Source organism: Gluconacetobacter entanii, from assembly GCF_013155425.1.
GTDB classification, from domain to species: domain Bacteria; phylum Pseudomonadota; class Alphaproteobacteria; order Acetobacterales; family Acetobacteraceae; genus Novacetimonas; species Novacetimonas entanii.
This window is the reverse complement of the sequence record NZ_JABJWD010000042.1, coordinates 12,174-33,773: the sequence shown is the minus strand read 5'-3', so window position 1 is coordinate 33,773 and position 21,600 is coordinate 12,174. Positions and strand designations below refer to the sequence as shown.

Here is a 21,600-nt window from a genome sequence, read left to right as displayed (position 1 = left end):
TCTTTCAGTGGGCCTTGCGCGACGGCTTGCCGCCGCGCCGACCGCGAGTCTGTTCCAACATCCCGTCCGGCGACTCGGCCGTCGGGTCCTCATCAGTCTGCGGCGCGTCACCGTCGGGACGCGCCATGCGGGCGCTCGCCTCGATCAGCGCATCGGTCAGCACCAGCCGCGCCTTGCGCATCTCCTCGAAAGGCAACGCCACCTCGACCCCGTCGTCAAGGCGCATCAACCCGTGCCCGTCGCGCGCGCCGAGCACGATGCCCGAAAACCGCTTGCGGCCATCGACGGGCATGTTCATCTCCGCCTTCGCAAGGTGGCCAGCATAACGGTCCCAGTCCTTGGGTCGCGTCAGCGGGCGGTCGATCCCGGCGGACGAGACCTCCAGCGTCCATTCACCCGGCAGCGGGTCCTCCACGTCGAGGATTGCGCCGACCGCGTGACTGATCTGCTCACAATCCTCAATGGTGATCTGCGAACCATCGGCGCGATCGGCCATGATCTGCACGGTCGGGGATTCCCGCCCCAGCACCGCGACGCGGACAAGCTCGAACCCCATGTCCACCAGCGCGGGGCCGATCATGTCGGCGATGCGGGCGTCGAGGCCGGTCAGGAAAGGCAGGTCTGCGTCCAATGCAAAAAAGGCGGCCCTGCGGCCACCCCCCAAATAATCGTAAATTGAAGGAATTGCCGCAATACTTAGGCCATGATCCGCCAGTTCGCAAGTTCTATATAGTGCACGCCGACAGTACGGGACGGGCAAATGCATATGTGAACGCTTTTTTAAGCCGCCGGTCACACTACGCGCCGCTTAAACGCTTGCCTCCCCCTTCCGGCCCCATCATTATAATAACATGACGCCGATGTCCGCCCCACCGACGGAACCATCCCGCCAGCCACAACGCCAGGGCGGCAGCCGCCGCATGGTTGTGGCGGGGCTGCTGGCGGCTGTCGTGGCGGGGGGCCTTGGCGTCCACAGCCTTGGCGGCGCGTCGGATGCCACCAGTGGCGCAGGCGGCGCTGCCGGGGCACCCACCGCACTGGCGGGACAGGGCGGCAGCAGTGCCGGCGGGGGATTGCGCGCGGCGGTGGACCATACCCGCACGCATGCGGACCTTCTGGGTGAAATGCCCATGATCGCGCCGGACCGCGCAACCGACATGCTGCAGTTCACGTCATTCGACATCAACCAGAAGAATGCGATCCTCGCGGCGCTCAAGCGCCATGAGATCGTGCTGGCGGAAATGCCGCTGTATGACATGGGCACGGGCAGTTCGGTCGTCAGCGTGGAATCCATGGGCCTGACCCAGATCGTGCACCTGACGGGGCAGCCACGTACGGTTGTCCTGCCGATCCGCATCGCGGGCGAGGTCACGATCCGTCCCGTCAGCGACCCGGGCGCCACCGGACTGCATGCGGGGGCGATCTTTGTCCCCGGGCCGACGTCGCTGCCGGTGCTGTACAAGGATGGACAACTTGTTATCGGGGTCGTCGTTCAATGAAGGCGCTGTATCCGGCTTTTGAACGCATGCTGCCGGTCATCATGGTCATATTCCTGATACTGGGCAGCATACAGGCCGCTGCGGCCTTGCATCTTTCGCTCGCCAGCATACGGCATTTCATGGAATGGTGTGCGCCGGCCTATCCGGTCGCAGCCGTGGGTAGCGCATTTTTGACGCTGGCCGGACTCTGGTTCGAAAACCGTGCAGAGAGACTGGCCAGAAAGGGACTCCGACGCAGACGGGGATGGATGATGGACGTACTGGCCAGACTGACCAATCGTAGTGCGCTGGAAGAAATGCTGGCGCGCGAGCAGAAAGAAACCATCATAGATGCCGAGGAACTGGCCGCGAGCCTGCGTGCGCGCGTCATCGGCCAGGACCAGGTGTGCGAGGACATCGCCGCCCAGCTACGCCGCAGGCTGGCGCTTCATGTCCGTGGCAAGCCCGTGGGCATCTTCCTGCTGGCCGGGCCGCCGGGCACGGGCAAGACCTACCTTGCCAAGCAGCTTGCGCGACAGCTTGACCGGCCCCTGCTGAACTTCGACATGACGCAGATGAGTTCGCCGCACGCCGCGACGCAGCTTTTCGGTTCGCCCAAGGGGTATGTCGGGTCCGACACGTACGGCAAGCTGACCGGGGGGCTGAAAGAAAAGCCCGACGCGGTGGTGCTGCTCGACGAGATCGAGAAGGCACATCCCGATGTCTTCAAGAAGTTCCTGACGGCATGGAACGACGGCCATGTGACCGAGGCCTCCACGGGGCAGCACATCTCCACCGTGCGCTGCATCTTCATCCTGACCTCCAACATCGCCACCGATGAACTGTCGGAGATCGCCGACCGCCTGAGTGACGAGCCCGACAAGATGCGCGCCGAATCCGTCGAGGCCCTGCGCCAGGCGGGCTTCGCGCCGGAAGTGCTGAACCGTCTGGACCGGATCTTCGTGTTCCGTGCGCTTGAGGGGCTGGATATCGCCCGCGTCTCCGCGCTGGAGATCGAGGCGATGATCGACAGCTATGGCCTGAAGGTGGAAACCGGCGGCATCGACCCGTCGCTGCTGTTCCAGGTCATGCGCCGTCAGGACCGCATGGGCCCCGCCGCCAGCGCGCGCGACCTTGCCCGTTCCATCGAGGACATGATCAGCGACTCGCTCATCACCGCGCAGCAGCAGGGTGCTAAGCTGGTACGTATCGTGTCGAACGAGGATGGTGTCGTGGCGGAAATCGCCAATGACAGCGAAGCCCAGAAGGCGCGCATCATCAAGTAATCCGCACCCGGTCCCATTGACGGGGCCGGGATCCCCCGTGATCGTGGCGTCATCAGTCGCCCTGTGGCTGCCCGGATGCGCGGCGTAAGGCGAAATGGTCTTTTCTGTCATCCGGTCCTGCGTTCCCGGCCGGATGTCGCGTCAGGATATGAAATCCCGGAATGTCTGCTTTTTCCCGTCTCTGGCATCGTGCCCCGGTATGGCGTCTGTGCCTGTATTCCATTTTCATCTTTTCGATCCTGATGCTGGTCTTTCCACCTGCGTATCTGGGGCGCCTGTGGCCCGGTGTGCAGAACATCACCCAGCGCATCCATCATGCGTTGGGCATGAATGACGCCCCGCCCCCCAGCGACAATGCCGGCGGGGGTGATGATGGCGTCGTAACCATGATGCCGATCACCGATCGTCTGACCAAGGCGATCCCGTTCGCGGGACGCATCCTGCCGCTGCCGGCAGGGGTGTGGCATCCGGTCATGAATGTCATCACCGGCCCGCATGGCGAGATTCTGGAAAATGTCCTTGTCCGGGTTCACGATCATGTCGTCACCGGCCTGATCGGGGCCGAGGCCAGCACGCAGGCCCTGCCGGAGACCGCCGCGCTGTCGATGGATTCCAGTTGCCATGACGACCGCAACCTTGCCGCCCATGTCATGCCGGCAAAACCGCCGGGTGTGGAATGCTGGTTCACGGCGGCGGTCTATCCCACCTCCATCACGCGCACGGCCATCATTGCCAACCGCCTGAAGGAACTGGGCTTCACCCTGCCGAATGTCCTTTACAAGGCAAGCTGGACCCTCGCCTCCCCTTCACCTGACCATACGGTGAATATGGAAACGGTGACGATCTTCCTCAATCCGGTCGCCACCGACAAGACCGCCTCCCTGCAAAGCCCGGATGACTGGGCCAAGGAAACGCTGTCGCAGCATCCCGCCGCGCTGAATTTCGTGCAGAAAGGCAATAGCTGGATGGAAACGTGGGCGCATATCCTGCATGACGGCTTCAACAGCGACATGATGGCCTCCAGCGAGGAACAGCGCGCACGCGCATCGCAGGATCCGGCGGCACCGACTGACAAGAATGCCAGCAGTTCGCTTGATTGAGGAAATATAAAAGTTTTTGGATGTCGCCCTGTCTTTGAAAAGGCGACATTCTTTGAAGCTTTTTGAAAAAGCTTCACCAAAAACTTCTGAATGCTTTGGGTGCTGGGCCTCGATCCCACACCCCAATGCCCTGAAAAGTCATGGTTTCCAAAGGGCAATGCCCTTTGGCGGGTTTCAGGGCAGAGCCCTGACCATCCCCACCAGCACGAACCCTTTTGACAGGTTCCACGCGCGCCCTACGGACAACTTACCCCTGCCGCAGCACGTCCGAAATATCGATCAGGAAATCCAGCACCGTGCGGGTACGCAGCGGCAGGGTGCGCGGTCCGGTATGCACCGCATAGAACGGCATTTCCGGCACCGTCCATTCGGGGAACAGGTGGATCAACCGCCCGCTGGCGATATCTTCCTCCACCTGAAAGGACGGCAGCATGCCGATGCCCAGGCCGGAACGCACCGCCTGCAATACGGCCTCGCTGCTGTTGGCGCGGAAGGGGCCACTGGCGGCGACGACGTTCTCCTCCCCCTTGCACTCGAAATGCCAGTCATGGCGCGATCCGCCATAGCTGTAGGCAATACAGGGATGGTTCAGCAGGTCGCGCGGATGCGCCGGCGTGCCACGCCGGGCCAGATAGTCGCTGGAAGCCACGACATACCGACGCACGGACCCGAGTCGCCGCGCAATCAGGGAACCTTCGGCAATGGACCCCACCCTGACCGCAAGGTCGAGTCCCTCCTCCACCAGGTCACCAAACCCGTCGCGCATGACGAGTTCGACCGACAGGTCGGGATGTTCCTCCAGCAGCTTGCCCAGCTTGCCCGTCAGATACAGGCCGAAAGCCGTCGTAACACCCAGCCGGACCAGTCCTGACACCGACGCCCGGCGACGTCCCAGCGCGGTTTCCGCCGTCTCCAGGATCTCCAGCACTTCATAGGCGTGAGGAAGCAGGCTGCGCCCGTCCTCCGTCATCATCAGGCTGCGGGTTGTGCGCGCGAACAGGGTGGCGCCGTAATGGGCCTCCAGCAGTGCGATATGGCGCGAAATCGTCGGCTGGCTGGCCCCGGTTTCACGTGAAACGGCGGAGAACGAGCCAGTTGCAGCCACGCGAACGAAGCTGTGCAAGGCAGAGAGCAGATCCATGAGGCCCCGGTACGTGCAGCATGTTATTACATCATATATAGTTTTAAACGATGCCGTATTTATACACAATATAGCGTAAAAGCACCGCCGACATGTGTTTCTTGCAAGGTTCCGTATAACGGGGACGGAGGCATGGGCGAATCCGGCGGTTTTTCGCCATCGGCAGGACGGGCCGCCATCATCGGGACATAAAAAAACGGCGGCCCGTGATACGGACCGCCGTCTTTCTTACCTATGCTGGCGAAACCACCAGCCGGCCTGTATGGATCAGGCGGCCTTGGTCATGCCACGCAGAACGGTCTGGAGAATGCCGCCATTGCGGAAATACTCGACCTCGTCCAGCGTATCGACACGGCACAGCAGGGGAACTTCCTGCTTGGAGCCATCGGCACGGGTGATGGTCATCGTCATCGTCATGCGCGGGGTGATGTTGTCCAGCCCCTTGATTTCGATGATTTCATCGCCCTTCAGGCCCAGCGTCTTGCGCGTCGTGCCGTCCTTGAACAGCAGCGGCAGCACGCCCATGCCCACCAGGTTGGAACGGTGGATGCGCTCGAAGCTTTCGGCGATCACCGCACGCACGCCCAGCAGCAGGGTGCCCTTCGCCGCCCAGTCGCGCGACGACCCCATGCCGTATTCCTTGCCGCCAAAGACGACCAGCGGCGTGCCTTCCTTCTTGTACTCCATCGCCACGTCGTAGATGGCGCCTTCCTTGCCGTCGGGATAATGCTTGGAGAAGCCACCCTCGGTCCCCGGAACCATCTCGTTCTTGATGCGGATGTTGGCGAACGTGCCACGCACCATCACGCGGTCATTGCCACGACGCGAACCGTAGGAGTTGAAGTCCTTCTTCGCGACGCCATGGGCTTCAAGATACTTGCCCGCGGGGGAGCTTTCCTTGATCGCGCCGGCGGGCGAGATGTGGTCGGTCGTGATGTTGTCACCCAGCAGCGCAAGGATGCGCGCACCGATGATGTCGCCACGCGGCTTGGGCTCGGGCGTGATGTCCTGGAAGTACGGCGGATCCTGCACGTAGGTGGAGGACGGATCCCATGCATAGGTTTCCGAACCCGTCGCGACCTTCAGGTTCTGCCACTCCTTGGTGCCCTGGCTGACGTGCTTGTAGCGCTTGATGAACTCGTCACGCGTGATGGCCGAACCCATCAGGGCGGCGATCTCGTGGTTGGTGGGCCAGATGTCCTTCAGGTACACCGGCTTGCCATCCTTGGACGTGCCCAGCGACGCCGTCGTCAGGTCCTCGCGGATGGTGCCCAGCAGGGAGTAGGCGACCACCAGCGGCGGGCTGGCGAGGTAGTTGGCGCGCACGTTCGGGGAAATACGCCCCTCGAAGTTGCGGTTGCCCGACAGGACGGACACGGCCACGAGCTTGTTGTTCTCGATGGCATCGACAATGTGGTCCTCAAGCGGGCCGGAATTGCCGATACAGGTGGTGCAGCCATACCCGACGGTGTTGAAGCCCATCGCGTCAAGCTCTTCCTGCAGGCCCGCACGCGTCAGGTAGTCGGTGACGACCTGCGAACCCGGCGCCAGCGACGTCTTCACCCACGGCTTGGGCTTCAGGCCCAGCGCGCGCGCCTTTTTCGCCACCAGGCCCGCAGCGATCAGGACCGCCGGGTTGGAGGTGTTGGTGCACGACGTGATCGCCGCGATCACGATATCGCCGTGACCCAGTTCATAGTTGGTGCCCGCGACAGGCGCCTTCTTGTTCTTGTCGGCTTCGGGCACGCCCAGGCTGCCGGTCAGTTCCGTCTCGAACGCCTTGTCGGCACCCTTGAGGACCACGCGGTCCTGCGGACGCTTCGGACCCGCGATCGACGGCACGATGGTCGCAAGGTCGAGTTCCAGCGTGTCGGTGAAGACGGGATGTTCCGAATGCGGGTGACGGAACATGCCCTGCGCCTTGAGGTATTCTTCCGTCAGCTTGATGCGGTGTTCCTCACGACCGGTCTGGCGCAGGTAATCCAGCGTCAGGTCATCGACGGGGAAGAAGCCGCAGGTCGCGCCGTATTCCGGGGCCATGTTGGCGATGGTCGCGCGGTCGGCCACCGGCAGGTGGTCAAGGGCGGGGCCAAAAAACTCGACGAACTTGCCGACGACGCCCTTCTTGCGCAGCATCTGCGTCACCGTCAGCACCAGGTCGGTGGCGGTCACGCCTTCGGGCAGCTTGCCGGTCATCTTGAACCCGATGACATCGGGGATCAGCATGGCGATCGGCTGGCCCAGCATCGCGGCCTCGGCCTCGATCCCGCCAACACCCCAGCCCAGCACGCCCATGCCGTTGACCATGGTCGTGTGGCTGTCGGTGCCGAACAGGGTGTCGGGATAGGCATAGTCCTTGCCACCGACATGCGCCGTCCACACCGCCTGCGCGATGTATTCCAGGTTCACCTGATGGCAGATACCCGTGCCCGGCGGCACGACCGAGAAGTTCTCGAACGCTTCCTGGCCCCAGCGCAGGAAGGCGTAACGTTCGCCGTTACGTTCGAACTCGATCGTGACGTTATCCTGCAGCGCTTCGGGCGAACCCGCGACATCCACCATGACCGAATGGTCGATCACGAGGTTGACGGGCACCAGCGGGTTGACCTTCTGCGGGTCACCCTTGAGCTTGAGGATGCCGTCGCGCATCGCGGCAAGGTCAACCACGGCGGGGACGCCGGTGAAGTCCTGCATCAGGATGCGCGCGGGCTTGAACGGCACTTCCTTGGTGGAACTGCCCTTGGGCAGCCAGCCGGCGATCGCCTTGGCGTCGTCAACCGTATAGGAATGTCCGTCCTCGAACCGCAGGACGTTTTCCAGCAGCACCTTCAGGCTGACCGGCAGTCGTGCGACGTCGCCGATTGTCTTCTCGGCTTCGGGGATGGAAAAATAATGGTAGGTCTTGCCGTCCACATTAAGTGTGCGGCCCGTTTTCAGTGAGTCGTGCCCAACCGTCTTCATTGGCTTTGTTTCCTCCGAGGCATCAGCCGTTAGCCATCCACCGAAGCCCTCCCGCCACGTGAACAGACAGGCGTGGCGTGACCTTTCAGTGGATAACCGGCTTGATCTCCCAACGGTGGTAGAACATACCCGGACGCGGGGCTGACACAAGCTAGCCCCGGTAACAAGAACGCGGGATCGGGTTTCGGCACGCCCTGTCCCACCCCGGTCACAATCATGTGGAGGACCCGGCCATCACTGCCTTTGCCCCCAGGAACACGCCCCTGCTGAAAGTGGAAAATATCTCGGTTTTTCGCGGGGAACGCCTTGTTCTGGACCAGGTTGGCCTGGCGCTCGACGCGGGTGACGCGCTGCTGCTGACCGGTCCGAACGGTGCTGGAAAGTCCACATTGCTGCGTGTGCTGGCCGGGCTGCGCAAACCGGAAGGCGGCCATGTGCTGTGGTCAGGCGTCGATGCGCTGGCGGACCGTTCGCGCCATGCCGAACGGGTGGCGTACCTGGGCCATCAGGATGCGCTCAAACCCGGGCTGACGCTGCGCGAAAACCTGACGCTGGCGGCGCGCGCTGGCGGCGGCGATCCGGATTCCTGCATGTCTGCACTCAATATTTCCGGACTGGCGGACCTGCCTGCACGCATGCTCTCGGCTGGGCAGAAACGCCGCGCCGCACTGGCGCGCGTCCTGCTGGCCCGTGCGCCGCTCTGGCTGCTGGATGAACCGAGCCTCGGCCTCGACAGCAACACGATGGGACTGCTGGAAACGCTTTTCCGCACCCATCGCGAAGCTGGCGGAATCGTGATCGCAACCACGCACGTTCCCCTCCCCCTGCCGGATGCAAAATCGCTGGCGCTGCCGGGACTGAACGAATCCGACATCCCCCAGGCGATGGAGGATTTCCCCGAGGATGACCTGTTTTGAAGCTTCAGACCCCCACCCTGATCCTCGCCATCCTTGAACGCGACCTGCGCCTGGCCCTGCGCCACGGGGCGGATACGCTGGGTTCCGTGCTGTTCTTCATCCTTGCGGGCGCGCTGTTCCCGCTCGCACTCGGTCCCTCGCCGGAACTGCTGCGCCACATGGCGCCGGGAATCGTCTGGGTCTGCGCGCTTCTGGCCGCCCTCCTGCCGCTCGACCGCCTGTTCGGGTCGGAACTGGAGGACGGGTCGCTGGACCAGTTGATGATGACCGGCCTGCCGCCCGCGCTGATCGCACTGGCGAAGATGATGGCCCACTGGCTGACCACCGGCCTGCCGCTGCTGGCTGCCGCAGCACCCCTGGGCATCATGCTGGGCATGCCGTCGGACAGCCTGCCGATCCTGCTGATCGGACTGCTGCTGGGCACACTGATTCTCTCGCTGATCGGGGGGATGGCGGCCTCGGTCGTGCTGGGCGCGCGACGCGGCGGCGTGCTGCTGCCGCTGCTGGTGCTGCCGCTGACCACGCCCGCGCTGATTTTCGGCGCGGCGGCGCTGGATGCGGCACAGACGGGCCTGTCATGGGGGCCGGACCTTGAACTGCTCGCGGCGTTCCTGGCCGCAGCGATCCCGCTGTGCCCGCTGGCGGCGGGCGCCGGATTGCGCGCGGCCGTGGAATAACGCGGTCCGGCGTTTAACAGGCCAGTGGCGTCGCATGCCCGGGGGCTTTGCCCCCGAACCCCCACCAAAGGGTATTACCCTTTGGAAACCATGACTTCGTGAACGAATCAGGGTGCAGGGAGCGCGCTCCCTGCCGGGTCCGGGCAGCGCCCGGGTGTTTCATACAGCGACGACCTGACCCCAGCAGGTCGTTACTTCTGTGGGGCGGCGACCACCTCGAACGGCACGTCGCCATGGCTGACGCCGCTTCCCTTGCCGCCCGCGCGCCATTGCAGGACATACGCGCCCGGCGTGGACAGCGGCACATCGACCGAAATCACCTGCTGCTCGTCATCCTTGGGCGAGGCCAGCAGCAGTTGCGGCACCCCGCTTGGCCCGAGCAGGACGAGTCGCGTGTGGAACGGGTCAATGACCGAATCGAAATCCAGCCGGATCGTCACCGTTCCCGCCCCCACGCTCTGTCGCGCGGCGGGCGTTGCATGCACCAGCGACGGATTCGCCCATGCCGGTCGCGCCAGTCCAAAGCACAGCAATGCGGTGGCAAGGCAGGCGGGCAGGAAGGAAAATGAATTACGCATGGCGCGCCCCCGACGGAAGATGACAGACGGGTGATGTTCTATCGCGCCCCACAAAATAGAAAAGGGACGGCCACGGATATCCCGCGCCGCCCCTCCCGAAAGACAGGTTTTTAAAAGTTTTTGGTGAAGCTTTTTTCAAAAAGCTTCAAAAGACGCCGCCTTTTTGAAAAAAGGCCGCACCCAAAAACTTTTATTACTTTTCAGTATCTTAAGCAGAAAGATCCACTCAGATATAATGCTCGGTCAACGGCGCCAGGCCATTGAACCCGGTCGAGCAGTAGGTCGAGACATACGCCCCGGTGGAGAGCAGTTCGACCCGGTCGCCCGATTCCAGACCCAGCGGCAGGTTATAGGGCGTCTTTTCATACATGATGTCCGCCCCGTCGCAGGTCGGACCGGCAATCGCCACCGGCCCTGTCGCCATGCCGTCATGCGGCGTGCAGATGCCATAGCGAATCGCCTCGCCCTCCGTCTCCGCCAGACCGCCGAAGCGACCGATGTCGAGATAGACCCACCGCACGCCATCATCGATGCCGCGACGGCTGACCAGCACGACCTCGGACGAGACCACGCCCGCGTCACCAACGATGAAACGTCCCGGCTCCACGATCATTTCCGGCAGGTCATTGCCGAAATGCTCCGTCATCGCGTGGCTGATCGCCAGCGCGAAACGGTCGATGCCCGGCACGTCATCGCGGTAACGGATCGGGAACCCGCCACCAAGGTTGACCATGCGCAGTTCAAGCCCCGCGGCCTTCAGGTCGGTGAACAGCATGCCGACCCGCGCGATCGCGGCTTCATACGCGTTGGTTTCGGTCTGCTGGCTGCCGACATGGAAGGACAGGCCATACGGGTCCAGCCCCATGTCACGCGCCCGCAGCATCAGGTCGCGCGCATTGTCCAGCGTCGTGCCGAACTTGCGCGACAGTGGCCAGTCCGCGCCCTCGTTCTCCACGATCAGGCGGCAGTAGACCCGCGCGCCCGGCGCATGGCGCGCCAGCTTTTCGAGTTCCTCGGCGCAGTCGAAGGCGAACATGTCGATGCCCGCCTCATGCGCCCGCGCAATGGCCGACACCTTCTTGACGGTATTGCCGAACGAGATGTCCTGCGGCGCGGCACCGGCGCGCAGGCACATCTGGATTTCTTCCCACGAGGCGGCGTCGAAAGCAGAACCAAGGCCGACAAGCCGGTCGAGGATGGCCGGAGCCGGATTCGCCTTGACCGCGTAGTAGATGCGCGCAAGCGGCAACGCCTCGCGCAGGGCGCTATAGCGTTCCTCGACGCGATCGACGTCAACGACAAGGCATGGCGTCGCAGGGGACTGCTCGGCCAGATAACGGGCGATTTTGGGAGTCATCGCACCCAAATCCCTTCTGTTCTGCCGTCCGGATGCAAGTGGGAGTACTGAACAAACGGACAGATGTTGCGAAACGGTCTAACGGACCAGCGACCAGTGAGGAGCCCAAGCAGCAGGCTCCGATTGCCAGAACGCTTGACGTCGTTGCGTAACCTCAGAGGGCCAGTGGCACGTGCGTTGTTGCGTAGGGAGCGCATATGAGGACAATACGCCCATAACGCAATAGAAAAATTCGCCTCCTCGTGACCTTTTTCGTTTAAGGTGGGCGAAATCGACCAAAATATTGTCGTGATTCATTTTTCGTCCCCGGCAGGACGGGAGGCCGGGGACGCAGCATGTCGCCCGCCGGCCCCGGCCACCGGGACCCAAGTGACCAGAACCTGGACAACGCATTGATCTCTTCTTCCCCAGACCAGATCGAGGTGGCGGCCTCCGTCACCCCCGCGCCGCCCACCCCCGGACGCGCCACAAAGAACGGCACGGACATGAATGACGCCCTGCACCGTCACATCCTGCCCGTCATGAAACAGGTGGCCACCAACATCGCGTCGGACCAGATCACGCTGGCGGCCGCGGGATGCGCGTTCTACGCCACGCTGTCGCTGTTCCCGGCCATGAGCACGATGATCTCCATCTACGGGCTGCTGTTCGATCCCCAGACGGTGGAGCCACAGCTTGTCGTCCTGCGCAACCTGCTGCCGCCCGCGGCATACGACCTGATCGGCGAGAGGATCCACATCCTTGTCGCACAGTCCCATTCCTCGCTGACACTGAACCTGATCGTCTCGACCACCATCGCCATGTGGTCGGCTTCGGCGGCGACGCGTTCGCTGCTGCTGGCGATGAACGTGGCCTATAACACGCCTGAAACCCGCAGTTTCCTGCGCTTTCAGGCCATGGGCATGATCATGACGCTGTGTGCGATCTTTGGCGGCATCCTGACGCTGGCGCTGATGGTGGCGCTGCCGATCCTGCTGGATTACCTGCCGCAGAAGCTCTCGCTCGCCCCGCCGCCGGGGTCGGTCGAACTGCTGGTGCATATGGGCGGGCCGGCGCTGATGCTGCTGTTCGTGCTGTCGGGATGTTCGCTGCTCTACCGATTCGGCCCCAACCGGCAGAGCACGTCATGGCGCTGCATCCTGCCCGGTTCGGTGGCCGCGACCCTGCTGTGGCTGCTGACCTCGTTCGGGTTTTCCTATTACGTCAGCCATATCGCCGGATATGGCGCGACCTATGGACCCCTTGGCGCCTTTGTGGCGACGATGATGTGGTTCTACGTCTCGGCCTATGTCGTGCTGCTGGGCGCGGAACTCAACGCCGGGCTGGAAATCCAGATGTGCCTGCGTGACAACGGCCCGCAGATGGAGGGATGGTCCATCGCGCGCAAGTCCCACCACGCGCCAGGGACCGAGGCCACTACCCCTGCGAAGCAGCCCCCGGGGGAAGCGCCGTAATCTCGACCATCATCGTCCCGCGGTCGAGCAGGCCGATCATCCGCGCCGCCGCCGGCGACAGGTCGATGATCCTCCTGCCGCGATAGGGGCCGCGGTCATTGATCCTGACAATGACCGAACGCCCCGTGGAGGTCGAGCGAATCCGCACCAGTGTGCCCAGCGGCAACTGCCGGTGCGCCGCCGTCATCGCCATGGGGTCGAACACATCCCCCGATGCCGTGCGATGGCCGATTTCGCGATGGGTGCCATACCAGCTTGCCAGTCCGTGCTGCGACCATGTGGATGAAACGCTGTGCATCGGGGGCAGGCCAGGCAGGCGGCGCAGGGCATGGTGATGATGGTGCCGGGTGGCCGCACCCTGCCGGGCCACGGCGTGATGCACGCCATGTTTGGCATGCCGGGCATGGGCATCACGGGCGCCACACATCAGGCCAAGGCAGACCATCAGCAGACATGACAGGACCCATGCCGGAAAATCCGGTATCCGCCGCCGCTTTCGCGACTGTATATGAAGGGGTCCGACAGTCATGGCGGGAACCATTACATAATATACATGAACGCGACCAGCCCGATTCAGGTATGCGTCCATCCCGTATATTATGACTTCAAAAGTCAGCTTTATATTTATTGAGGGATTATTTCCTATCCCTCATGTCATTAACATAGGGAAACTGTCCGCCACATGCCGCGCGGGCACATCCGCCAGGCCCACGGGACGGCATGGGCGGCGTTCGATTCGCCATGGAATGCAGAACAGGCTTGGATCGCAGCGAAGGGCATGCTACGGCGCCTGTCATTATGGAGCGTCCCCTGATTGCCGTTCTCAACGGCCCGAACCTCAACATGCTTGGACTGCGGCAGCCGGAAGTGTACGGCGTCGCAACCCTTGATGATGTCGAACAGGTCTGCGTGCAGGCTGCGGAGCAGCTCGACGTGGCGATCGATTTCCGCCAGACCAACGGCGAAGGGGAACTCGTTTCGTGGATTCAGGAATGCCGGGGCCGCGCACGTGGCATCATCATCAACCCGGCGGCCTATTCCCATACCTCCATCGCGGTCCTTGACGCCCTGCTGGCGGTCGATCTGCCGGTGATCGAGGTCCATATTTCCAACATCCATCGCCGTGAGGCGTTCCGCCATACCTCCTACGTCTCCCGCGCCGCCATCGGCGTCATCTGCGGGCTTGGCGTGCGGGGGTACGCGCTGGCGCTTCATGCGATGACCGACATGATTCTGGACGAGGACGATCAATGAGCCGACTGCTCGTGGATGCGGATGCCATTCGGGCATTGGCCGAAATTCTGACCGAAACTGGCCTGACCGAAATCGAGATCGCGGAAAAGGACAGCCGCGTCCGTGTCGTGCGCGCGGCGCCGGCCGCGACCCATGCCGTCGCCCCGCCGCCGCCGGTCGCAGCGCCCGCCCCGGTCGCGGCCCCGGTGCCCGTCGCGGCCCCGCCCGCCGACCTGTCGAAGCATCCGGGCGCGGTCACCAGCCCGATGGTCGGCGTGGCCTACCTGACGCCCGACCCGTCGGCCCCGCCCTTCGTGACCGAAGGCCAGCAGGTCGTCGCGGGCCAGACCCTGATGCTGATCGAGGCGATGAAGACCTTCAACCAGATCAAGGCCCCGCGCGCGGGCACCCTGACCAAGATCCTCGTCCCCTCGGGCGAGCCTGTTGAATACGGCGAAGTCCTGGCCATCATAGAGTAATGTTTTCCAAGATCCTGATCGCCAATCGCGGCGAGATCGCCCTGCGCATCCTGCGGGCCTGCCGCGAACTGGGCATCCCCACCGTTGCCGTGCATTCGACGGCCGATTCGGACGCGATGCATGTCCGCCTCGCGGATGAGGCCGTGTGCATCGGCCCGCCCGCCAGCCGTGATTCGTACCTCAACGTCGCGGCCATCCTGTCGGCGGCCACCATCACCGGGGCGGACGCGATCCATCCCGGCTATGGCTTCCTGTCGGAAAATGCGGATTTCGCCGAAACGGTGGAGGCCCACGGCCTGACCTTCATCGGCCCGACGGCCGACCATATCCGCATGATGGGTGACAAGATCACCGCCAAGACCACCATGCGCGCGCTTGGCGTGCCGCTGGTGCCGGGGTCCGACGGGGCGCTGGAAAACCTGGAGCAGGCGCGCGAAGTCGCCGACAGGGTTGGCTATCCCGTGCTGATCAAGGCGGCGGCGGGCGGCGGCGGACGCGGCATGAAGGTTGCCGCCACCGCCGACGACCTTGAGGAAGCATGGAGCGTCGCCCGCACCGAGGCCCGCGCCGCGTTCGGCAATGACGAGGTGTATCTGGAAAAATACCTCGACCGGCCGCGCCACATCGAATTGCAGATCATGGCGGACACGCACGGCAATGTCGTGCATTTCGGGGAACGCGACTGTTCCCTGCAGCGTCGCCACCAGAAGCTCCTCGAAGAAGCCGGGTCGCCCGCGCTCGATGCGAAGCAGCGCGACGAAATCGGCGAGATCGCGACCTCGGCGCTGAAAAAGCTGGGCTATCGCAACGCCGGCACGCTGGAGTTCCTGTATCAGGACGGGCAGTTCTGCTTCATCGAGATGAACACCCGCCTGCAGGTGGAACATCCGGTGACGGAAATGGTCTGCGACGTGGACCTCGTGCGTGAACAGATCCGCATCGCGGCGGGTGAACCGCTGGGATACGACCAGAAGGACATCCACTTCTCCGGCCATGCGATCGAATGTCGCATCAATGCCGAAGATCCGCAGACCTTCATGCCCACCCCCGGCACCATCAGCGTCTTCCACCCGCCCGGTGGCCTGGGCGTGCGCGTGGACAGCGCGCTGTATGCTGGATACCGCGTCCCGCCCTATTACGACAGCATGATCGCCAAGCTGATCGTGCGCGCGCCGACCCGTCTGGAGGCCATCCAGCGCATGCGCCGCGCCCTTGATGAGTTCGTGATCGAGGGGGTGAAGACGGTGATCCCGCTGCACCTGAAGATCCTTGACGATCCGCAGTTCCGGTCGGGTGACTACACCATCCACTGGCTGGAAAAATTCGTCGCCGCCCAGAACGCGGAATAACACGGCCAGACAGGACAGAGGGCCAGCGGGATGAGAAATCCCCTGGCCCTTTTTTTGTGTCCAGAACCAAAATTCCGGGTGCCGCCTTCCGATCGAAAGAGGCGGCGTGCTTTGAAACTTTTAAATGTCAGTTCAGGACCGGGTCCAGATACGGGCTGGAGGCGTCAAAGAATTTCTGGTTGTTGTCGAGTTCGTACGAAATCACATACAGGCAGACCAGCGCCACGTTCATCTCCAGCCGGACCCCAAGGTTCCTTTCCTCCTGCGTCATGCTCTGGATATGGGCGATCGCCAGCTTCGTGGCCCGCGCGGTGCGGCCATAATGCCCGCCGTAACGCCCACTGAACTGTGCCATGCGGGCCATCATCTCGCCCAGTACCTGCTGCGCGCCCGGTGGCAGGAGGTTACGTTCCTGAACCCCGCGCAGGCGGATGATGTTCAGCCCGATCGTCATGGCCGACAGGATGCCCTGCAGGTAGGAATCGATGATCACGTCGGGCGTGTTTTCCGCATTCGTCAGCAGCCGCACGAAACGGTCCACATTGCGTTCCACCACATACAGCGTCGTCGGCAGCGTGCGTGCGTGCGCGACGTGGCGCAGGCCCCGCAGGATGCTGGTACGCATCTGCCAGCGCATGTCGTTGGTATCGAACGGGAGCACCAGCCGGAAGACCCACATCGCGTACCACAGGCCAAGGATCAGCGGCATCGCCGTGTTGAAGAACGAGACCTCGTCCAGTCGCGACTGGTTCCCCGGCCCCAGCAGGATCGGCATGAACAGGTTGTATGACACCGCCCCCAGGATCAGCACCGGATAGGCAAAGGCCAGCCCGCCCATCAGCATCGGGATCATCAGGCACATCGCCATGACTTCATAGGTGGAGGGCGTGGGCAGCACCCACAGGACCAGCACACCGGCCATCACGCTGGCCCAGATCGCACCGCCCAGGAACGCCTTGGTCGCAAGTGCGGGCTTCTCCAGCGTCGCGAACAGGCTGCACACGATGGAGACGAACATGATGAAGGTCAGGCCGGACGACCATGCCGTCGCAATCCAGATCAGGCCGGCCCCGAAAATGGTGACCGAGGCGCGCAGGCTGTTGGTAAAGGCCTGCTGCCAGTCGCGGAACGTCTTGATCCGGTAATGGAAATGGTCATGGCGCAGCGGATGGCGGCTGGCGTCGAACTGGATGATGGCCTGTTCAAGCTCATCGAGCATCTCGCCAAGCCCGTAATGCAGCATCCGCTGCTGCTCCAGGATGTGCGCAACGGCGGGCGAGGCCGGGTCGCGGGTGTCGCTGCCCATTTCATCTTCGAGGGAATCGGCGACACTCTGGCGGCATTCCGCCTGCAATGTGGCAAGTTCGGCAAGGACGGGATGGATGTCATCCGTCATTTCCAACTGCCCGACCATATCGCGCAGGAACGCCTGCACCTTGGCCGATGTGGCGTTGAAGGCCGCGCCGGGAATGTTGCCGGGGATATGCATCAGCGCCGCAAGGTCCAGGCCGCGCGACAGCAGCATCGCCACCCGGGCAAGGGCCGCGCGTGCGTGATCGCCCTCATGCCCGCGCTGGGCGCCCATTTCCACCTCGGCGAACTCGATCTGGTCACTCAGGCTCGTGATATTGGCAAAGACCTGCCGCGACCTGCGCAGGACATCATGCTCCCCCGCCAGCAGGGAGGCCAGCGTCTGACCCGCCCCGTCGATGGCCGTCAGGAAATTGGCGGTCAACCGGTCCTGCGCCCGCTTGCCCAGCCGGTACTGGAACAGGGAGGAGACGGTGCTTTCCAGCACGATGCCCAGCACGATATAGGTCGCGCGCGACATCGCGGTCATGAAGATATGCTGCGGGTCGGCAATCCCGTCGAGCGAGATGATGGCGTAGGTAAACCCGCTGGCCCGCATGCCGTGGATGCGGTAATTCGTCATCGTCGCGGGGCCGGGCAGCAGCGTGCCGATAAAGCAGAACATCCCGATCCCGCCCGCAAGCAGCAGGATGAACATCAGCGGCGCCTGCGGGAACGCCGCGACCAGCAGCACGGCGCAGATCGTGCCCACCACCATGCCGAACAGATGCCATCGCGCCTTGGCCACGCTCTTGCCGCGCGACCCTTGCGCGACCATCCACACCGTCAGCGCCGCCCATTGCGGGCTGCCGAGTTCCCACCACAGCGCAATCCCCAGCGCGATCAGCGAGGTGATGGTCGTGCGCAGGGCATAGCCGAAGGTAAACAGCCCCGGCGCGAACAGCCAGCGCATGTGATCCTGCCGGATCGTGGCCCCGGGGGGCCACAGACGCCGCAGGAAGGCGACGATCCGGGTCTGGAACTGGATCAGGGAGAGCTCAAGACTATTCATCCCGGCATCCGCGCTCCCTGAGATATGAAAAACGGCTATGCAGTTTCAGGTACACTTTACACGTGTTGCCGCAACACCGACATGTGATGTCCGGTATATCAGCGTTCATGAAACTGTATATTGCAAGACGGCCCCGCCGGCAAAGCAGCGATACCGATCAGTCGTCGTAAGCCACCAGCGTCCTGACCGGCACATCAAGGCGGTCACGCCCCCCAAGCCCCGTCAGTTCGATCAGCGTGGCGGCCCCCACGACCTCCGCACCGACCTTGCGCAGCAGCGCGATGGAGGCGGCAAGCGTGCCCCCGGTCGCCAGCAGGTCGTCCATCACGACCACGCGCTGTCCCGGCGTGATCGCATCGGCCTGGATATGCAGCGAATCCTTGCCGTATTCGAGGTCATAGTCATAGGAAATCGTCTCGCCCGGCAGCTTGCCCGGCTTGCGCAGCATCACAAGGCCACAGCCAAGGCGGCTGGCCAGCGGGGCCGCCGTCAGGAAGCCGCGCGATTCAATGGCCGCCAGCACATCGACCGACCACGGCGCGACCGCCGCCGTCAGACGCCCCATCGCGATCTGCCAGGCATCCGCATTCCGCATCAGCGTCGAGATATCGTAGAACAGGATACCCGGCTTCGGAAAATCGGGAATGCCCCGGATGTACTGCTTCAGATCAATGGTGGGAGTCGTCATGGCCTGTCTATATTCCCGCAAACCTGTTCCGGGCCGCGACGTCCGACGGACATCCCGGTCCCGTAAATTACGCCCGTGGTCACGGGCGCGCGATGCACGTCGCCTGTAGCGGCCGGGTCGCCGGACGGCAACCCCGTCATGGCCGCTTTTGTCGCAGACCGCCCGTGCGTGCGCCAGACATTATGGCCTGGCCCTGCCTGCCGTCGTGGCCTCCGCCGTGGGGGCATCGGCCGGGCGGCGCGGACGCAGCACCACCATCAGCAGCATGACCACAGCCCCCCCCATCATCACCGCCGCCATGGGGATGGGGGAGTTCGACGGCAGCATGCCGACGATCGCCCCCGCCAGCGCGCCCAGCACGTACTGCAGCGTCCCGACAAAGGCCGAGGCACTGCCCGCCAGGCGCGGATGGTCCGCAAGTGCGCCCACCGTCGCGTTCGGCCCGATGATCCCGGTCGTGCCGAGCGAGAACATCATCGTCCCCACCAGCGCGATCATCAGCCCGATGGAGGGATGGCCCCCCGCCTTCGTCGTTTCCGAAATCAGGCTGGCGACCAGCGTCATGCCGATCGTGCCGACAAGCGCGATGATGACCGACACACCAAGGATGCGCGCCGCGTCGATCCGCCCCACCAGCATGCCGTTCAACTGCGACGCGCCGATCATGCACACGGCGAACACGCCGAACATCATGCCGAAATGCGCGGGCGACAGGCCGAACTGGTGGATGAACACCGACGGCGCGGCCGACAGGTAGGTAAAGGACATGAAGCACGAGAAACCGGCGATCATCGCATTGGTGAAGAACCCGCGGTCACGCACCAGCAGCAGATAGCGGCTGCACAATGTCACCGGCGACAGTTCGCTGCGATTTTCAGGCTTCAGCGTTTCAGGCAGGACGCGCCAGATCAGCAGCATGCACACCACGCCATAGACCGCCGCCGCCCAGAAGATCGACCGCCATGTCGTGAACGACAGCACCATGCCCCCCAGCGTGGGCGCAAGGATCGGCACGACCCCCATCACCAGCACAAGGCGCGACATCATGCGTGCGGATTCATTGCCATGCGACATGTCGCGCACGCACGCGCTGGGGATGATCAGGCTGGCCGAAGCGCCCAGCGACGCGACAAGGCGAAAGGCCGAGAAGGTATAGATGTCCGTCGCCACCGCGCACCCGACGGAGGCCAGCGTATAGACGAACGTCCCCAGCAGCATCGGGATGCGCCGGCCGAACCGGTCGGAGACGGGACCCATCGTGATCTGCCCGATCGCAAGGCCCACGAACCAGATCGCCAGCGTCATCTGCGCGGAACCGGTGCGCGCATGCAGCGACTTTTCCAGTTCGGGGAAGGCAGGCAGGTAGATATCCGTCGAAACGGGCCCGACCGCCGTCAGGACCCCCAGCAGGATGGCAATCCATCCCATGGACCGTCCGGCTGTCTTGCCAACGGATGCATCGGACGACTGCGCCGCGAGTGCGGAAGAGCCCATGACGGCACTCCAGAAATCAAGGGAAGCAAGGATTGCGAAAGTATCTAGCCGAGGACACCGGAAATTTTCATCCTCTATTCCGGCATTCCAGCGTTTCGCTCACCGAAGGTATCGCGCGTGCATGCGCGTCGCGTCAACCATCCGTGAAGACAGAAAAACACGACGATACCTAAAACATTTTTTCAAAGTGTTCATGTGGTACGATCGGCACGCGCGATCCTGCTGGCACGCAGCAGCCACACCCCGCCAAGGCCCGAAATCACGAACAGCACGACAGCCAACGCAACCTGCCACTGATGGTTCACTTCCGTCCCGCCACCGACCAGGACGAACACCACCGTCTGCGGCAGGCTGCCCAGCAGCGTGGCGGCGATGAACCCTGCCGCCCGCGCGCCCGCAAGGCCCGCCGCGATGCTGAGCATCATGGCCGATCCCACCGGCAGCAGGCGCAGCACCAGCACGCAGCTAAATGTCCGCTCACGCAGGGGGCGGCCCAGACGCGCGCACATGTCGCGCACACGCGGCGGCAGGCGTGCGCCCCCCCCCATGCGCCCCATCGCCCGCGCGACCAGGAAATCCGCCATTCCCCCCGCAACCGTGGCGCAGGTGGCCAGCGCCATGCCCGCCGCCGTGCCATAGGCCATGCCCGCCGCAAGGCACACCGCCTGGCGTGGCAGGCCCAGCGCGCAGAACGCCGTCCCCGCCAGCACGAACCACACCCGCCCCCATATCCCGTCACGCAGCATGGCGACATTGCCCGGCCCCATCTCCAGCCCCGTGCGCAGTCCCGGCATGGCGCGCACCGCGACCACCACCGCCACCGCCAGGGCGACCATCAGCGCGGGACGCAGCAGCACGCCCAGGCCCGCACGCGGCGCGGCGGCGGAAGACGGGGCACCGGAAGGGGCATGGGCCACGGAGGGCGGGGGGCGGCATGATCGCGTCACGCGGGGAAAGACATCCTCTGTTGCGATATATGTGGCGCGGGCACGCACGCCAGTCATGCCGTGGACGTGCGGCAGACACGAAAACCTTACCAGCGCCCT

19 protein-coding genes are annotated in these 21,600 nt (G+C 63.8%); 9 read left to right on the top strand and 10 right to left on the bottom strand.

Translation table 11 applies throughout. The features are described from left to right. Nucleotides 1–4 precede the first annotated feature (4 nt). Nucleotides 5–631 carry a ribosome maturation factor RimP gene (gene rimP, locus HNH97_RS07640; protein ID WP_171790483.1) on the bottom strand — a complete coding sequence of 209 codons (627 nt, stop codon included), beginning with the start codon at nt 629–631 and terminating at the stop codon, nt 5–7. Between the two features lie 229 nt (nt 632–860). Between rimP and HNH97_RS07635 the strand changes: the two genes are divergently transcribed. From HNH97_RS07635 to HNH97_RS07625, 3 genes are all read left to right on the top strand, one after another. Further along, nucleotides 861–1,499 (top strand): hypothetical protein, encoded by a 639-nt coding sequence (locus HNH97_RS07635; protein ID WP_171790482.1) that lies wholly within the window; start codon nt 861–863, stop codon nt 1,497–1,499. Next, complete coding sequence (locus HNH97_RS07630; RefSeq protein ID WP_171790481.1) at nt 1,496–2,764, top strand: AAA family ATPase; 1,269 nt, start codon at nt 1,496–1,498, stop codon at nt 2,762–2,764. The genes HNH97_RS07635 and HNH97_RS07630 overlap by 4 nt, the downstream gene beginning before the upstream one ends. A gap of 161 nt (nt 2,765–2,925) precedes the next feature. After that, nucleotides 2,926–3,864 (top strand): hypothetical protein, encoded by a 939-nt coding sequence (locus tag HNH97_RS07625; RefSeq protein ID WP_171790480.1) that lies wholly within the window; start codon nt 2,926–2,928, stop codon nt 3,862–3,864. Nucleotides 3,865–4,111: 247 nt separating this feature from the next. Here HNH97_RS07625 and HNH97_RS07620 read toward each other — a convergent pair whose 3' ends face one another. Continuing rightward, a complete protein-coding gene (locus tag HNH97_RS07620; protein ID WP_110913075.1) occupies nt 4,112–5,005 on the bottom strand; it encodes a LysR family transcriptional regulator in 894 nt (297 codons plus the stop codon). Nucleotides 5,006–5,272: 267 nt separating this feature from the next. Next, complete coding sequence (gene acnA / locus HNH97_RS07615; RefSeq protein WP_171790479.1) at nt 5,273–7,966, bottom strand: aconitate hydratase AcnA; 2,694 nt, start codon at nt 7,964–7,966, stop codon at nt 5,273–5,275. Nucleotides 7,967–8,184: 218 nt separating this feature from the next. Here acnA and ccmA point away from each other — a divergent pair, with 218 nt between their 5' ends. Together ccmA and ccmB are read left to right on the top strand one after the other, a co-directional pair. Then, a complete protein-coding gene (gene ccmA, locus HNH97_RS07610; RefSeq protein ID WP_456303977.1) occupies nt 8,185–8,883 on the top strand; it encodes a heme ABC exporter ATP-binding protein CcmA in 699 nt (232 codons plus the stop codon). Continuing rightward, on the top strand, nt 8,880–9,560 hold the full coding sequence (ccmB, locus tag HNH97_RS07605; protein WP_110095662.1) for a heme exporter protein CcmB: 681 nt from the start codon (nt 8,880–8,882) through the stop codon (nt 9,558–9,560). The genes ccmA and ccmB overlap by 4 nt, the downstream gene beginning before the upstream one ends. A gap of 191 nt (nt 9,561–9,751) precedes the next feature. On the opposite strand, the gene HNH97_RS07600 is transcribed toward ccmB, so the two are convergent. Together HNH97_RS07600 and HNH97_RS07595 are read right to left on the bottom strand one after the other, a co-directional pair. Then, nucleotides 9,752–10,138, bottom strand: a complete 387-nt coding sequence (locus HNH97_RS07600) for a copper resistance CopC family protein (RefSeq protein ID WP_110913073.1) — start codon at nt 10,136–10,138, stop codon at nt 9,752–9,754. 226 nt (nt 10,139–10,364) lie between these two features. Beyond that, nucleotides 10,365–11,495, bottom strand: coding sequence for a type III PLP-dependent enzyme (locus HNH97_RS07595; protein WP_110913072.1), 1,131 nt, complete (start codon nt 11,493–11,495; stop codon nt 10,365–10,367). Nucleotides 11,496–11,980: 485 nt separating this feature from the next. Between HNH97_RS07595 and HNH97_RS07590 the strand changes: the two genes are divergently transcribed. Continuing rightward, on the top strand, nt 11,981–12,949 hold the full coding sequence (locus tag HNH97_RS07590) for a YihY/virulence factor BrkB family protein (protein WP_171790504.1): 969 nt from the start codon (nt 11,981–11,983) through the stop codon (nt 12,947–12,949). Here HNH97_RS07590 and HNH97_RS07585 read toward each other — a convergent pair. Next, on the bottom strand, nt 12,912–13,478 hold the full coding sequence (locus HNH97_RS07585; protein WP_233044586.1) for a septal ring lytic transglycosylase RlpA family protein: 567 nt from the start codon (nt 13,476–13,478) through the stop codon (nt 12,912–12,914). The genes HNH97_RS07590 and HNH97_RS07585 overlap by 38 nt on opposite strands. Nucleotides 13,479–13,747: 269 nt before the next feature. On the opposite strand from HNH97_RS07585, the gene aroQ reads away from it, so the two are divergent. From aroQ to accC, 3 genes are read left to right on the top strand one after another with little or no spacing between them, the layout of a single operon-like run. Continuing rightward, on the top strand, nt 13,748–14,203 hold the full coding sequence (aroQ, locus tag HNH97_RS07580; RefSeq protein ID WP_003616996.1) for a type II 3-dehydroquinate dehydratase: 456 nt from the start codon (nt 13,748–13,750) through the stop codon (nt 14,201–14,203). Beyond that, nucleotides 14,200–14,661: an acetyl-CoA carboxylase biotin carboxyl carrier protein gene (accB, locus tag HNH97_RS07575; protein WP_110913801.1), complete on the top strand. Its 462-nt coding sequence runs from the start codon at nt 14,200–14,202 to the stop codon at nt 14,659–14,661. The genes aroQ and accB overlap by 4 nt, the downstream gene beginning before the upstream one ends. After that, complete coding sequence (gene accC, locus HNH97_RS07570; protein ID WP_171790478.1) at nt 14,661–16,010, top strand: acetyl-CoA carboxylase biotin carboxylase subunit; 1,350 nt, start codon at nt 14,661–14,663, stop codon at nt 16,008–16,010. The genes accB and accC overlap by 1 nt, the downstream gene beginning before the upstream one ends. A 127-nt stretch (nt 16,011–16,137) precedes the next feature. Here the strand turns inward: accC and HNH97_RS07565 are convergent, their stop codons facing one another. From HNH97_RS07565 to HNH97_RS18155, 4 genes are all read right to left on the bottom strand, one after another. Further along, nucleotides 16,138–18,372 (bottom strand): FUSC family protein, encoded by a 2,235-nt coding sequence (locus HNH97_RS07565; RefSeq protein ID WP_171790477.1) that lies wholly within the window; start codon nt 18,370–18,372, stop codon nt 16,138–16,140. 157 nt (nt 18,373–18,529) lie between these two features. Then, nucleotides 18,530–19,060, bottom strand: a complete 531-nt coding sequence (locus HNH97_RS07560) for an adenine phosphoribosyltransferase (RefSeq protein ID WP_110913804.1) — start codon at nt 19,058–19,060, stop codon at nt 18,530–18,532. A gap of 180 nt (nt 19,061–19,240) precedes the next feature. Next, complete coding sequence (locus tag HNH97_RS07555; protein ID WP_171790476.1) at nt 19,241–20,554, bottom strand: multidrug effflux MFS transporter; 1,314 nt, start codon at nt 20,552–20,554, stop codon at nt 19,241–19,243. 191 nt (nt 20,555–20,745) lie between these two features. Beyond that, nucleotides 20,746–21,558 carry a TVP38/TMEM64 family protein gene (locus tag HNH97_RS18155; RefSeq protein ID WP_171790475.1) on the bottom strand — a complete coding sequence of 271 codons (813 nt, stop codon included), beginning with the start codon at nt 21,556–21,558 and terminating at the stop codon, nt 20,746–20,748. Between the last annotated feature and the right edge of the window lie 42 nt (nt 21,559–21,600).

Coding starts and splice junctions, on each gene's coding strand:
- HNH97_RS07560 (WP_110913804.1), bottom strand. CDS start 19,060: ATGACGACTCCCACCATTGATCTGAAGCAGTACATCCGGGGCATTCCC.
- HNH97_RS18155 (WP_171790475.1), bottom strand. CDS start 21,558: ATGACTGGCGTGCGTGCCCGCGCCACATATATCGCAACAGAGGATGTC.
- HNH97_RS07630 (WP_171790481.1), top strand. CDS start 1,496: ATGAAGGCGCTGTATCCGGCTTTTGAACGCATGCTGCCGGTCATCATG.
- HNH97_RS07585 (WP_233044586.1), bottom strand. CDS start 13,478: ATGACTGTCGGACCCCTTCATATACAGTCGCGAAAGCGGCGGCGGATA.
- HNH97_RS07625 (WP_171790480.1), top strand. CDS start 2,926: ATGTCTGCTTTTTCCCGTCTCTGGCATCGTGCCCCGGTATGGCGTCTG.
- accB (WP_110913801.1), top strand. CDS start 14,200: ATGAGCCGACTGCTCGTGGATGCGGATGCCATTCGGGCATTGGCCGAA.
- HNH97_RS07600 (WP_110913073.1), bottom strand. CDS start 10,138: ATGCGTAATTCATTTTCCTTCCTGCCCGCCTGCCTTGCCACCGCATTG.
- HNH97_RS07555 (WP_171790476.1), bottom strand. CDS start 20,554: ATGGGCTCTTCCGCACTCGCGGCGCAGTCGTCCGATGCATCCGTTGGC.
- acnA (WP_171790479.1), bottom strand. CDS start 7,966: ATGAAGACGGTTGGGCACGACTCACTGAAAACGGGCCGCACACTTAAT.
- aroQ (WP_003616996.1), top strand. CDS start 13,748: ATGGAGCGTCCCCTGATTGCCGTTCTCAACGGCCCGAACCTCAACATG.
- HNH97_RS07595 (WP_110913072.1), bottom strand. CDS start 11,495: ATGACTCCCAAAATCGCCCGTTATCTGGCCGAGCAGTCCCCTGCGACG.
- HNH97_RS07635 (WP_171790482.1), top strand. CDS start 861: ATGTCCGCCCCACCGACGGAACCATCCCGCCAGCCACAACGCCAGGGC.
- HNH97_RS07565 (WP_171790477.1), bottom strand. CDS start 18,372: ATGAATAGTCTTGAGCTCTCCCTGATCCAGTTCCAGACCCGGATCGTC.
- accC (WP_171790478.1), top strand. CDS start 14,661: ATGTTTTCCAAGATCCTGATCGCCAATCGCGGCGAGATCGCCCTGCGC.
- HNH97_RS07590 (WP_171790504.1), top strand. CDS start 11,981: ATGAATGACGCCCTGCACCGTCACATCCTGCCCGTCATGAAACAGGTG.
- HNH97_RS07620 (WP_110913075.1), bottom strand. CDS start 5,005: ATGGATCTGCTCTCTGCCTTGCACAGCTTCGTTCGCGTGGCTGCAACT.